General features: G+C 60.5%; 11 protein-coding genes. 9 read left to right on the forward strand and 2 right to left on the reverse strand.

Annotated features, from left to right (window positions below; all coding sequences use genetic code 11):
* The coding region (mnmA, locus tag Q0Z93_RS07070) for a tRNA 2-thiouridine(34) synthase MnmA (RefSeq protein WP_298064198.1) at positions 1 to 849 on the reverse strand (849 nt) is incomplete at its 3' end.
* Between the two features lie 223 nt (positions 850 to 1,072).
* On the opposite strand from mnmA, the gene Q0Z93_RS07075 reads away from it, so the two are divergent.
* Together Q0Z93_RS07075 and Q0Z93_RS07080 are read left to right on the forward strand one after the other, a co-directional pair.
* On the forward strand, positions 1,073 to 2,275 hold the full coding sequence (locus tag Q0Z93_RS07075) for a pyridoxal phosphate-dependent aminotransferase (RefSeq protein WP_298064183.1): 1,203 nt from the start codon (positions 1,073 to 1,075) through the stop codon (positions 2,273 to 2,275).
* A gap of 762 nt (positions 2,276 to 3,037) precedes the next feature.
* Positions 3,038 to 4,129, forward strand: coding sequence for a DUF1573 domain-containing protein (locus tag Q0Z93_RS07080; protein WP_298064185.1), 1,092 nt, complete (start codon positions 3,038 to 3,040; stop codon positions 4,127 to 4,129).
* A gap of 231 nt (positions 4,130 to 4,360) precedes the next feature.
* On the opposite strand, the gene Q0Z93_RS07085 is transcribed toward Q0Z93_RS07080, so the two are convergent.
* On the reverse strand, positions 4,361 to 6,496 hold the full coding sequence (locus Q0Z93_RS07085) for a M3 family metallopeptidase (RefSeq protein ID WP_298064186.1): 2,136 nt from the start codon (positions 6,494 to 6,496) through the stop codon (positions 4,361 to 4,363).
* An 87-nt stretch (positions 6,497 to 6,583) separates the two neighbouring features.
* Between Q0Z93_RS07085 and Q0Z93_RS07090 the strand changes: the two genes are divergently transcribed.
* From Q0Z93_RS07090 to Q0Z93_RS07120, 7 genes are all read left to right on the forward strand, one after another.
* Complete coding sequence (locus tag Q0Z93_RS07090; RefSeq protein WP_298064187.1) at positions 6,584 to 7,372, forward strand: RsmE family RNA methyltransferase; 789 nt, start codon at positions 6,584 to 6,586, stop codon at positions 7,370 to 7,372.
* 9 nt (positions 7,373 to 7,381) lie between these two features.
* The gene (locus Q0Z93_RS07095; protein WP_298064188.1) at positions 7,382 to 8,368 is read left to right on the forward strand and encodes a glycosyl transferase family 90; all 987 of its coding nucleotides are present in this window, start codon (positions 7,382 to 7,384) and stop codon (positions 8,366 to 8,368) included.
* Between the two features lie 5 nt (positions 8,369 to 8,373).
* A complete protein-coding gene (locus tag Q0Z93_RS07100; protein WP_298064190.1) occupies positions 8,374 to 10,305 on the forward strand; it encodes a proton-conducting transporter membrane subunit in 1,932 nt (643 codons plus the stop codon).
* A 19-nt stretch (positions 10,306 to 10,324) separates the two neighbouring features.
* Positions 10,325 to 11,233, forward strand: coding sequence for an NADH-quinone oxidoreductase subunit H (locus tag Q0Z93_RS07105; protein WP_298064191.1), 909 nt, complete (start codon positions 10,325 to 10,327; stop codon positions 11,231 to 11,233).
* Positions 11,234 to 11,345: 112 nt separating this feature from the next.
* Positions 11,346 to 11,978 carry a hypothetical protein gene (locus Q0Z93_RS07110; protein WP_298064193.1) on the forward strand — a complete coding sequence of 211 codons (633 nt, stop codon included), beginning with the start codon at positions 11,346 to 11,348 and terminating at the stop codon, positions 11,976 to 11,978.
* 13 nt (positions 11,979 to 11,991) lie between these two features.
* Positions 11,992 to 13,428 (forward strand): proton-conducting transporter membrane subunit, encoded by a 1,437-nt coding sequence (locus tag Q0Z93_RS07115; protein ID WP_298064195.1) that lies wholly within the window; start codon positions 11,992 to 11,994, stop codon positions 13,426 to 13,428.
* The coding region (locus Q0Z93_RS07120; RefSeq protein WP_298064197.1) for a hypothetical protein at positions 13,428 to 13,702 on the forward strand (275 nt) is incomplete at its 3' end. The genes Q0Z93_RS07115 and Q0Z93_RS07120, both read left to right, overlap by 1 nt.

Below are 13,702 nucleotides of genomic sequence, written 5' to 3' on the forward strand. Positions count from 1 at the left end.
CACGTTCAGCCCTTTGCGCTGCCCGATCGTGTAGAAATGCGCCCCGTTGTGCTCCCCGACCTTCGCGCCGTCGGTTTCCTTATAGGTATAAGGCGCATAAAAGTCGTGCGCGGGATCGGCATACCCCGCCCAATCGGCCGGAATCTCGACGATCGCCCCCCCCGGCTTCGCGGCTAATTTCTGTTGCAGAAAGACCGGCAGATCGACCTTCCCCACGAAACAAATCCCCTGCGAATCCTTGCGTTCGGCTGTCGCCAGTCCCTGTTCCGCCGCGATGCGCCGCACCTCCGGTTTCTCGAGACCGCCGATGGGAAACAAAGCCTTCGAGAGCTGTTCCTGGCTGAGCTGGCAGAGGAAATAGCTCTGGTCTTTGTTGTGGTCGTCGCCGGCGATGAGGCGATAGTAGGTCTGACCGTCGACCGGACTGACCACCGTGTCGGTCTTGCAGTAATGGCCCGTGGCCACGTAATCGGCTCCGAGCTCCAAAGCGGCTTTCAGAAAAGCGTCGAACTTGATTTCCCGGTTGCAGAGCACGTCCGGATTCGGCGTCCGCCCGCGCCCGTATTCGGCGAACATGTAGTCCACCACGCGCTGCCGGTACTGGTCGCTGAGGTCGATGAAGTGGAATTCGATGTCCAATTTCTTGGCCACTAATTCCGCGAAAACCCGGTCGTCGTACCACGGGCAGTCCCCGGCTAAGGTGCCGGTGGTGTCGTTCCAGTTGCGCATGAACATCCCCACTACATCGTACCCCTGCTCCTTGAGCACCCACGCGGCGACGCTGGAGTCGACGCCGCCGGAGAGACCGACCACCACCCGTTTCCCTTTTTTCATATTCGTGTTTTCCATGACTTGCATCCGTCCCGCATCCAACCGCCGGGACAATTTCCAAAGATAGCGGTTTTCCATCGGATTCCGGTTCCCGCGATTCTGCAACCGGCCCATGAGACAAAAAACAATGGCATCGGCCCGCACGGCTCTCCCCAAGAGCTGCAATTATATCCGACCGACCTAAGACGGTTAATTCCGAAAAACATTATCTTTGTTACACAAAAAACACAAGCATCGCGATATGCCGAAAATTTCACAGACCGGCCTCCGTATTCCGGCCTCTCCCATCCGAAAGCTCGTCCCTTATGCCGAGGCTGCCAAGCGGCGGGGCGTGCATGTCTATCACCTGAACATCGGCCAGCCGGACATTCCGACGCCGGACGAGGCGTTGGCGGCGATCCGGGCGATCGACGTGCGGACGGTGGCTTACACCCATTCGGCGGGGATCGAGAGCTACCGCGAAGGGCTGGCGGAATTCTATACGCAGCGGGGGCTGCCGCTCACCGGGGAACAGATCGTCGTGACCACCGGTGGGTCGGAGGCGATCCTGATGGGGATGCTGGCCGCGTGCGACCGCGGCGACCGGATTATCGTGCCGGAGCCGTATTATGCCAATTACAACGGGTTCGCGGCGGAGGCGGGGGTGGAGATCGTGCCGGTGCGCTCGTACATCGAGGACGATTTCGCGCTGCCGCCGATCGCGGAGTTTGAAAAACGCATCGATGCGAGAACCCGGGGGATTCTGATCTGCAACCCGAACAATCCGACGGGGTATTTGTACAGTGAGGAGGAAATCCGGCAGTTGCGGGAGATCGTGCTGCGCCACGATCTGTTCCTGATGGCGGACGAGGTGTACAGCGATTTCTGCTACGAGGGGGCGAAGCATCATTCGGTGCTGGCGCTGGAGGGGATGGACGAGCATGTGATCATGATGGATTCGATCTCGAAGCGGTTCAGCATGTGCGGGGCGCGGGTCGGGGCGCTGGTGAGCCGGAATCCGGCGGTGATCGATGCGGCTTTGCGGATGGGGCAGGCGCGGCTCTGTGCGCCGTATGTGGGACAGGTGGCGGCGGAGGCGGCGCTGAATACTCCACGGAGCTATTTTACGACAGTGCATGACGAATACGAGGCGCGTCGCAATTTCATGATTTCGGCGCTTAATAAAATGCCGGGGGTGCGGTGTCCGATGCCGCGGGGGGCGTTCTATGCGATTGCGGAGCTGCCGGTGGATGATGCGGACCGGTTCGCGCAGTGGATGTTAGAGGAGTTCGAGTATCAGGGCAGGACGGTGATGGTGGCGCCGGCGTCGGGCTTCTATGCGGAACCGGAAACGGGGCGGCATCAGGTGAGGCTGGCTTATGTGCTGAATATCGAGGATTTGCGGGGGGCGATGGAGACGCTCTCGGTGGCTTTGCGGGCTTATCCGGGACGCTGGGGGTTATAAGAGAGAGGGTGTGTGCGTGTTTTTTGCGCTGCACGGTCTCGTTCCCTGTCGCGATACTTGTTAACGCGATTATATACTTTATCGTACCCGCCATCCCTTGTCCTAATTTTTCGGCTCGTGCCGCCCCCGGCCGCGAGAAGCGGCCCCCGGTGCAGAGCCGATCTCGAAAAGAGGAGAAAAGTACATTAAAGTATATAACGTGCTTATTAATTGTACGGGCATTTTTTATTCTCTGTTTTTCGCTTCGGGCCGGTGCCGCCGGGCACACCTGGGTGTAACTGCCTTACAGCGAGCATGCGATCCGTGAGGATCGCCGGCCTCTGCGGTGCCGCTCGGCACTCGAATCGGGCTGGAACTACCCGAAACGCCTCCGCTGGCTCCGGCCCGTGCAAAAGCTGTTGTAAAAATTGTACCGTTTTTATCGCCTCGAGCCGGCGGGGCTCTTCTTTCTTTTGGCAGCAAAAGAAATGAAGCAAAGAAAACTGCCTCAAGGCGAAACACGACGCTTCCGGAAGGGCTTTCGCGTACGGAGAAAACCGTTTCCCGCGTCAACGGGTCTAACGACTCCCAAGAGGATTTTTTTGCGATGATCTCTCTTTGTCAGGCCGGAGCCCCCGGCTGCGGAGGCCTGCAAAATGCTCGCTGCGCTCGTTTGCAGTCCCCGCTGGCTCCGGCCAATCAAGGGGTAGTTCCAGCCCGATTCGAGTGCCGAGCGGCACCCGGCTCGAGGCGATAAAACCTACAGTAAATATATACCGAGCTATGATAAAAAGAGTGATTGTGCTGCTCGCCTGGGTGTCAGCTCTTTTGGGGGCGGTTTCGGCAGAAGAGCTGAAAACCGCCCGAATGATTTTCGACAGCTATACGTATGATTTCGGCGAGATCAGGGAAACCGACGGCGATGTAAGCCACACATTCCGGTTCCGGAACGAAGGCACACTGCCGCTGGTGATCCGCAGCGTCGGCGTTTCGTGCGGCTGTACCTATCCCCAGTTCAGCAAAGAGCCCGTCCTGCCAGGGAAAAGCAGCGAGATGAAAGTCATTTTCGACCCGACAAACCGGCCCGGAAAATTTGAAAAAGTCATCAGCGTGGCCACCAACGACCCTCGCGGCAATATCCGGCTGACCATCACCGGCACCGTAATCCCCAGACCCCGTACCATCCAGGACGATTATCCATTCCGCATCGCCGACGGCCTGCGCATCGCCGACCGGCAGCTCATACTCGGCAACTTGGTGCACGGCAAGACCCAGGTACGTACAGTCGGTATCGCCAACGAAGGAAAGGCTCCGGTCAAGGTGAATATCGACGCAGCCGCGCTGCCTCCCTACCTGACCGTAAAGCCGCGGAAAACGATTCTCCCGGCCGGCGGACGGAGCGAGATCGTCATGACCTTCAATGCCCCGGCCGACCTCTGGGGCAAGCAGCATTACCGGATTCCGCTGCTCGTGAACGGAGTGGAACAACCCGACCCGTTGGAAGTCACAGCGACTTTTACCGAAGAGTTCGGCGCGCCGTCGCGCACAGCGCTGAAAACGGCTCCCCGCGCCGATTATTCGTCATTTTTCTACCACTTCAGCGACCAGCCCCGGGGCAAGAAGCTGACCCGCCAGTTCCAGATCAGCAACGGCGGCGAAAACGACTTGATCATCCGGCATATCGGCCCGACCAGCGGGCGTATCGGCGCCAAGACGGACAAGACGGTGATCAAAGCGGGCGATACCGCTACACTGACCGTGACTTTGAATACCGAAGGGGTGACCGGCCGGCTGTCGGAAGGGATCACGGTGGTGACCAACGATCCGGTGCGTCCGGCACGCGACATTCGCGTGCTGGTCAATATTGTAAAATGATCCCTGTCGGCGGCAGGCCGGGCCTGACAGCGATACGCCTGCGCCCATATTGCCTTGAAAGATAGGGGAGCAGGCCGTCAGATCGCCGATTCCAAACGATTTTATCCGAATCCGGTTGCGTGCGATCCGGCACGCCCACGGTAAAAAACGAAGTACCCGACGCTGCTTACATAGCGTCGGGTACCACTCACGGTTTACATTTTATCCATGTATAACCATTCCCGGAAATTCCTACTCCCCGGTCGTCCCGGACGTCGGAGAGGAGGCCAGCCCGCGCCGTCGGAGCAGCGGCTCTTTCGATGGCTCGGCACCCCGGAAATCGCGGTACAGCACATTCCCGTCGGCCGTTCCGCCGCGGCTCAGCATCGTGCGGAACCGCGCGGCGATCTCCGGATTGAACAGGTCGCCCGACTGCACATAGGCATCGAACGCATCGGCATCCAGCACCTCGGCCCAGATGTAGCTGTAATAGCCCGCCGAATATCCGCCGCTGAAAACGTGCTGGAAGTAGGTCGATTTGTAGCGCGGTTCGATCTGGAGGATCATTCCCAAACGCTCCATCGAAGCGGCCTCGAAATCGTTCGCGTCGATCGGCACTCCCTCCGTCCGGGTGTGGTAGTCCATGTCTAACACCGAAGCGCCGAGGTATTCCACCGTCGCGAAGCCTTGGTTGAACAGGCCGCTTCGGGCGATCTTTTCCGCCAGTTCCGCCGGGATCGGTTCGCCGGTCTTGTAGTGTCTGGCATACAGGGCCAGCATTTCAGGCCGCACCGCCCAGTTCTCCATCACCTGCGACGGCAGTTCGACAAAATCGCGTTCCACCCCTTTCAGCCCCCGGTAAGGCACCATCGAGAAAAGCTGGTGCAGGCCGTGGCCGAACTCGTGGAAGAAAGTGGCGGTCTCGTCCAAGGTCAGCAAAGCCGGCGCATCGGCAGTCGGCTTGCTGAAGTTGGTGACGATCGACACGACGGGCGCCACGCGGGTTCCGGCCGAATCGTAAGACTGGCTCCGGAAAGTGGTGCACCAGGCTCCGACGCGCTTCCCTGCACGGGGGTGGAAATCGAGGTAAAGCAGGCCCAGACTGGTCGTCCCGTCGCTGTCGATCGCTTCGAATACGCGGTTTTCCGGATTGTATTTCGGAATATCCGTCAGTTCGCGGAAAGTGATGCCGTAGAGTTTGTTGGCCAGGGTGAAGACCCCGTTGCGCACGCTGTCGAGCGCGAAATAAGGCCGCAGTCCGTCTTCGTCGAGGTCGTATTTCGCTTTGCGCAGGCGTTCGGCGTAGTACCACCAGTCCCACGAGGCGAACGAGCTGTCGCCCGTCTCGGCCAGTTTGATGGCCCTCATCTCGGCCAGTTCGCTCTTCGCCCGTTCGAGCGCCGGCCTCCACAGCTCGTCTAACAAAGCGTAGACCGCCTCCGGCGTCTTGGCCGTCTGGCGCTCCAGCACGTAGGCCGCATGGGTCGGATACCCCAGCAGATTGGCCCGTTTCAGGCGCAGGTTGGCGATGGAGTCGAGTATCTGTTTGTTGTCGCGCCCGTCGTCGTGGTTGCAGCGGGTGAGGTACCCTTTGTAGAGCTTTTCGCGCAGCGCCCGGTTGTCGGCGTATTGCAGGAACGGGATCAGGCTGGATTTGTCTAACGTGAAAGTCCATTTCCCCGCTTCGTTCCGGTTGGAGGCTTCCTGGGCGGCGGCGTCCACGACATTCTGGGGCAGTCCTTTCAAGTCATCCCGATTGTCGATCAGGAGAACGAATGCGCCATTATCTTCCCGCAGGTTCCGTCCGAAGCGGATCGAGAGCATGGAGAGCTGCTGATCCGCCTTTCGCAGTTCGGCCTGGTCTTCCGCCGAAAGCTCGGCGCCGCTGCGGACGAAATTCCGGTATATCTTTTCGGTCAGCCGCCGCTGGAGACTGTCGGCGCAAAGGGTGTCGCGCCCTTCATAGACCGTCTTGACGCGTGCGAACAGCTGCGGGTCGAGGCTGATGTCGCTGCCGTGGCGGGTCAGTTCGGGTGAGATTTCGCTCTGTATTTGTTCCAGTTCCGGGGTCATGTCAGTGCCGGCAAGGCAGCCGAAGACGGAGGCCACCCGGTCGAGGAATCGGCCGCTGTTGTCGTAGGCCAGTATGGTGTTCTCGAAAGTCGGCGCGTCGAGATTGTTCACGATGACGTCGATTTCGGCCTTTTCGCGGGCCATGCCTTCCCGGAAAGCGGGAATGTAATGTTCGGGAAGAATCTGTTCAAACGGCGGCACGCCGAACGGGGTGTCCCATTCGGTGAAGAAAGGATTCGCGGTGTCGGTCTTGCCGGTGCCGCAGGCGGTCAGGAGGGCGGCGGCGCAGAGCGCGGACTGGGTCAGTCGGTTCACTTTTTTTGGTTTTTATGGGGTTTAAGTTGTATTTTTGGCATGAATAACAAGCAAAAATACAACTAATTTCCACACGGGAAAACCGCCATGCACCTTTTCTATACGCCTGATCTGACGGACGCTGCGTTTTACCGGCTGGGGCCGGAGGAGTCGCGCCATGCCGTGGGGGTGCTCAGACTGCGGGGCGGCGAGCGGGTGCGGCTGACCGATGGGCGCGGGCTGTGGGCCGAGGCGGAAATCCTGCCGGACGCGTCGGCGCGGGAGTGCCGGGTGCGGATCGTCGCCCGGGAGAAAAACCACGGACGGAGGCCTTACCGGCTGCATGTGGCGATCGCGCCGACCAAAAACAGCGACCGGTACGAGTGGTTCCTCGAAAAGGCGACCGAGATCGGGATCGACCGGATCACGCCGATCCTGTGCGAACACTCGGAGCGCAAAACCCTGCGGCGGGAGCGGGGGGAGAAAATTGTGCTGAGCGCCGTGAAACAGTCGCTCAAAGCCTATGTGCCGCGGTTGGACGAATTGACTCCTTTCCGGGAATTTATCGCTTGGGCTTCGGCGGCTTCTGCTTCGGCGGCGGGGGCACCTATATATAAGGGGCGTTTTGTGGCTTACTGCGACGAGGGGACGCCTTTGGCGGATCGGGTGGGGCTGTTCCCGGCCATGTCGGCTGCCGGTTCGTGTTTGTCGAGGGAGTATTGTGTGCTGATCGGGCCGGAGGGGGATTTTTCGCCCGCCGAGATCGCCGAGGCCCGCGCAGCGGGTTTCGTGCCGGTGACTTTGGGCGAAAGCCGCCTCAGGACGGAGACGGCGGGGGTGATGGCGGCTGCGGTGGCGCAGATAGCGGGAACGGCTTTACAGACAGATTTCGATTGACTCAAGGATATGCACATCGGATCGGGCAAAAACAACAAACTGCTGTATTACCTGCGGGGATTCGCCCGGGAGGCGGTGCCGGACGGGATTTTCCGCCGGCGGCTGCGGCGGGCGTTGGCTTCGGTGGAGGATCGGCCCGACAGGGACTATATCTTCGACCGCGTGAATTACTATTGCCGGTTAGAGGTTCCGACGGAGTTGCCGGCGACGGCTCCGACGCTGGGGGAGCATAGCCGCAAGGGGGCGCCGTCGGTTTACTATTTCGACACGAAGGAGTACACCCGGTGGTTCGATCCGCGGCTGAGGTGGGAGCACCGTTTCGGAGACGTCACTTTCGTGCCGGAAGTGCCGGCGATCGTCAAAAGCAGGCCGATCGGAGGGGACAACGCCAATTCCGTATTGCTGAACTTGGACAAGGTGCGGCACTTCACGTTTCTGAAAGATACCGTGCCGTTCAGGGAAAAATCGGATCGGGCTGTCTTCCGGGGGCATATCGGCGGGAAACCCCATAGGAGGCGGTTTATGGAGATGTATTACGGCAGCGAGGTGTGCGACTGCGGGATCATCCCGTCGGGGCCGGGCTTCCCGGCGGAGTGGCTGCGGCCTAAGATTTCGCTGTGGGAACATTTGCGCTACAAATTCGTCATGGCATTGGAGGGGAACGATGTGGCCAGCAACCTCAAATGGATCATGTCGTCCGCTTCGCTGGCGGTGATGCCGAAACCGAAGTACGAGACGTGGTTTATGGAGGGGCGGCTGGAACCGGGGCGGCACTATGTGGAGATTCGGGACGATTATTCGGATCTGCCGGAGAAGATCGCCTATTATTCGGCGCATCCGGAAGCGGCGGAAGAGATCATCCGGTGCGCGCATGAATATGTCGGACAATTCTTCGACCGGCGGCGGGAGCGGCTGATTGCGCTCTCGGTGCTGGACAAGTATTTCCGCATGACGGGGCAAACCTCCGGTTCAACGGGTTCAGAGGTAAAAATGTAATGGATATGTCCGGGATTTTTCCTTTTTTGGCGCTGAGCGCCATTTTGGTTTTCGCGGGGCCGGGGACGCGGGGCAAGGGGATTGTGGCGGCTGTCGCGATCGCTTTCGGGGCGGTGATTGCCGCGGTGGCGGGGGTGACGGCCATCGTTTTTCCGGAGACTTCGTCCGGGGCGCAGGCGTGGATGCCGGGGCTGGATGCGTTGGGCGGCGTCTTCGCGCTGGCGGTGGCGGTCGCGGGAGTGGCCTGCTCGGTCTATGCGGTGGGCTATATGCCGGAGCACGCCAAAGGGAAGAGCGCTGCGCAGGTGGGACTGCATTTCGCTGCGCTGGTGGCGCTGTTCTATTCGATGCTCGGCGTGGTGTGCGCTGCGGATACCTACGGCTTCCTGTTCTGGTGGGAGCTCATGACCCTCAGCTCGTTCGTACTGGTGATGTTCGATGCCCAGCGGAAGGAGGTGCTGCATGCGGCGACGGGATATTTGGTGCTGATGCACATCGGGTTTTTCCTGCTGCTGGGGGCTTTCGCGGTTTCTTCCGGGCAAGAGGGGGGCAGCTCTTTCTTCTCGGGTTCGATGACGGTGGGGGTGTTTCTGCTTTTTCTGGCGGGATTCGGACTGAAGGCGGGTATCTTTCCGCTGCACATGTGGCTGCCGGTGGCCCATCCGGCGGCGCCGTCGCACGTCTCGGCCCTGATGTCGGGGGTGATGATCAAGATGGGGATTTACGGGATCGTGCGGGCGGCGCTGGCTCTGACGCAGGAGGCGCTGTTCGCTATGGGGCTGCTGGTGTTCGTGCTGGGGGCGGTCACTGCAGTGTTCGGCATTGCGCGGGCGGCGGTGCAGACCGATCTCAAACGGCTCTTGGCATACTCTTCGGTCGAAAACATAGGGATTATTTGCATCGGGATCGGAGTGGGGATGCTGGGGCGGGCGATGGAAAGCGATTTCATTGCGTATGCGGGATTCGGGGGAGCTTTGCTGCATGTGCTGGGACACGCCAACTACAAGACGATGCTGTTCCTGGGGGCGGGATCGGTGGTCGCGGCGGCGCACCACCGGGACATGAACCGGCTGGGGGGCCTGCTGCGGCGGATGCCGATGACGGGGATCTTGTTCCTGGCGGCGACCTGTGCGATCTGTACGGTGCCGGGGCTGATCGGGTTCACTTCGGAATTCGTGCTGTTCGACGGCCTGTTCGGCTCGATCACGCGGGGCGAGATCATGGCTGTGGCTGTGGCGGGGATTGTGGCGCTGGCTTTGGTGGGAGGCTTGACGCTGATGACTTTTACGAAGGCTTACGGCATTACCTTTTTGGGAAATCCGCGCGGATGCGCGGCGCGGGATGCGCGGGAGGTGAATGCCGTCATGCTGGTGGCCCAGGCGCTGCCGTTAGCGGGGATCGTGACGGGGCCGCTGCTCTATCCGTACTTGGTGCTGGAGAATGCGGACGCCTTGTTTGGTGCGCGGTACTACGCGCAGCCGGTGATCGGCACGATGGCGGCCGTCGAGCTGATCATGGGGGGGATCGTGCTGTTGACGGGGGGCTTGCTCTACCTGAAAGCGTGGCTCAACCGCCGGGCGGGAGTCGCTGTGCGGCGGCGGCCGACGTGGGGGTGCGCCTTTACGGTGCCTTCGGCGCGGATGCAGTACACGGCGTCGTCGTACAACCGGGAGCTTCAGACGATGCTGGGCGAACGGGGAGCGGAGCGGCAGGTGAGGGAGCTGGCCGAGGAGGAGATTTTTCCGAAAGGGCATGCTTTTTCGACGGAAGACCGCGACAGCACGGCAAAAGCGGTTACGCGCTGGGTGTCGCACCGGCTCCGGCGCTGGACGGCGCGCCTGGCGCTGTTCCAGACGGGAAAGACGAACCACTATGTGCTGCATGCGCTGCTCCTGCTGGTTCTGGTGCTTCTTTTGTCGCTGTGCGGGGTGCTCTGACCTTATTTGAGGAATGTCTATGATACCGTTTATATTGATTCTGGCCAGTTCCCTGTTCGTGAAAGGGATCATCAACAAGACGCGGGCGCGGTTGGCGGGACGCACGGGATACCGGTTTTTCCAGCCTTTGCTGACGGTGGGGGTGCTGCTGGGCAAGGGGGAGGTGTACAGCACGTCGTCTACGGTGCTGACCCGGGTGGCCCCGGCGGTGTATCTCGCGACGGCTTTCGGAGCCGCTTTGTTGCTGCCGTTAGGCACCTTTCCTGCGGCGGTGGCTTTCGACGGGGATTTCATCCTGTTCGCCTATCTGCTGGCGCTGGGCAAACTGGCGCTGGTGCTCACGGCGTTGGAGAGCGGGAGCAGTTTCCAGGGGATGGGTTCGGCGCGGGAGGTGCTCTTCTCGATGCTGGTGGAGCCGTGCTTTTTCCTGCTGGTCGGCACGCTGGCGATGGTGACGGGCTACGGGTCGTTCAGCGCGATTTTCGCGGAGTTCGACAATATGTCGGTCAATTGGTTGATGTTATCTTTGATTCTGGGCTATGGGTTCCTGAACCTGGCGCTGGTCGAGAACGGGCGGGTGCCGGTGGACGACACACGGACGCACCTGGAACTGACGATGGTGCACGAGGCGATGGTGCTGGATCTGTCGGGGGTGGATCTGGCCTTCGTGCAGGTGGCGGGGTGGCTGAAACTGTCGGTGTGGGGGATGCTGGCGGTCAATGCGCTGATTCCGGCACGGATGACGGGATGGCTGTCGGTGCTGTGGTTCTTGTTGGCGATGGCGGTTTACGGAGCGGTGGTCGGCTTGATCGAGTCGCTGATGGCGCGCAACCGCATGACCCGGAATGCCACTTATTTGGTGACGGTTTCGGCGATCGGGTTGCTGGGGTTTGCAGTGGCCTATGTGCTGATGACCAGCGGATTGTAATGTCGGATCGGCGAGGGAGCCTTGATGGCCGGAGCGGGGCTTGTGCTTGTGCTTATGCGGGGACAGAAGGGGCTGACGGCCCGGAAAAGAAAGAATTCAGAAAACGGAAGATATGTTGCTGCTGTTCATAATCATTTACGCCGTGTCGCTGATGTACATGGCCGTGACCGAACGATTCCGCCACTACGCGTGGTTAGTGGGGCTGCAAGGATGGCTGCTGATGGGGATCGCTCTGGTGCAGCTCGGGCCGGGCGAAAGCTGGAGCTCCAAGATATTCGTGGTCACCGAGACCCTGCTTTTCAAAGGGATACTCGTGCCGTACCTGCTCTTCCGGATTATCCGCAACACACGGATCAACCGGGTGAGCAGACGATCCATGTCGGCTTTCGTATCGATCCTGCTGTCGGCTTTCGCGCTGGTGGTCAGCCTGTCGCTCACCCGGTGGGTGAGCGACTCGCAGGCCGGCACGCTTTTCTTCGGCGTGTCGCTGTTCGGCTTGATGTCGGGACTGCTGCTGATCACTGCACGGCAGCGGATATTTTCGCACCTGGTCGGGTTCCTCGTGATCGAGAACGCCGTGTTCCTTTTTTCGCTGGCGCTGGGAGCCGAACTGCCGATGCTGGTGAACATCGGTATCCTGCTCGATATTCTGATGGGCGTGCTGATGTTAGGACTGTTCCTCTCCAAGATCGGAGAACGGCTGCCCAACCTCGACAACGAAAGACTGTCATCCATAAAAGATTGATTATCGAATTGTTATGTTGACAAACCTGCTGATTATATCCCTGGTGACCGTGCTGCTCGTGGTCTTGCCGCGCAAGCGGGTCTACGTGCAGTTTTTCGCCCAGATTTTCTTTCTGGTGCAGGTGGCTTTCGCCGCGTGGGCGGTGTTGAACCGGGGGACGACGGCGCTGGCCTATTTCACGTTCGATACGCTGGGGGTGACCTATTATGTGCTCATGGCGCTCATGGGATGGATATCCTGCTGGCAGAGCAGCCGTTATCTGGGCCGGGAGCCGCTGCGCGAGAGCAAGATCTACCTCGTCTCGCTCATTGCGCTCAATGTGGCGCTGACCGGCGTTTACTTCGCGAACGATATTACCGTAACGTGGATCTTCCTGGAGGCGACCACCTTGGCTGCTGCGGGGCTGACCTACCACCGGCGGACGATGCGCAGCTTGGAGGCGACGTGGAAGTATGTTTTCGTCAGTTCGGTGGGCATCGCGGTGGCCTATCTGGGCGTCCTGCTTCTGGGCACCGTCGCTTCGTCCGAAGCGGCGGGAGGGGCGGAGCCGGTCGCCGATCTGTCCTACGCCGGACTGACGCAGGCGATCGCTGCCGGAGCGGGGAACACCTTGTATGTCAAGTTGGCTTTCCTCTTCATATTGGTCGGGTACAGCTCCAAATTGGAAATATTCCCGTTCTGTACGGTGGGGATCGATGCCAATCACAGCGCACCGACGCCGGCGTCGGCTTTTATCTCTTCGGCTTTGGTGGGGGGCGGTTTCGTGGCTGTGTTCCGGGTCTGGAAAACGATGCAGGGATCGGCGGCGCTGGCTTCGTGGACAGGGCATGTGCTGCTTTTGGTGGGCGGGCTGTCGCTGCTGATGGCGGCGGTTTACTTAGGCCGGACGCGGAACCTCAAACGGCTGGCCGCCTACTCGACGGTGGAGAACAGCGGCCTGATGATGCTGGGGTTAGGGATCGGAGGCTTAGGGGTGTGGGCGGCGGTGCTGCACTCGCTGGCGCACACGCTGATCAAAGGCTCGTTCCTGCTCCAGATCAGCGTGGTGGGGAAAATGTACGGCAGCTACAAAGCGGCGCGCAGCGGAAATTACTTCCGGGCCGATCCGTTGGGGGCATTGGTGGTGGTGTGCTGTCTGATCGCCTTGATCGCCATGCCGCCTTCGGTGCTGTTCCGCACCGAATATCTGATCCTGACGGGGCTGCTGGCCGGCGGACTGTGGTGGGTGCTCGTTCCGGCGGCGCTGTTGCTGGTGACGGTGATCTACTGGCTGTGCGTCAAGCTGCTGCCGCTGCTCTCGCGTCCGGCGGACTTGTCGAAAATAGATAAAACGGCCCGCAATCCGCTGCTTTCGGCGGTGCTGCTGTTGCTGGTGCTGCTGACCTTTGCAGCCGGGATATGGCAGGCGCCGGAGCTGGTCGGGCTGGTCGATACGATGGTTAACGGATAATGGAAAACAATACTTTGGACAGATGGCTTTCGTGCCGGCCCGCTGAAACGGGCGGAGTGGGCGTAATGGCTTTGGCGAAAGTGCCGGTGCTGCCGTATCCGGCTTTTGCGGCCGACATGCGGGCGCTGCTGCTGGATGCGGACGGCTCGCCGAGCGAGGGGAATCGCTGCGTGGCTTATTTTGCGGTGCCGGACGCTTCGGGCGGGGGGCTGGTCTTTTACGCGCTGGTGGCACGGGATAAGCAGGGGGATGTGGTGGCGGCCTCTCATGCGAT

The sequence above is a fragment of the uncultured Rikenella sp. genome (assembly GCF_947628055.1).
Lineage (GTDB): Bacteria > Bacteroidota > Bacteroidia > Bacteroidales > Rikenellaceae > Rikenella.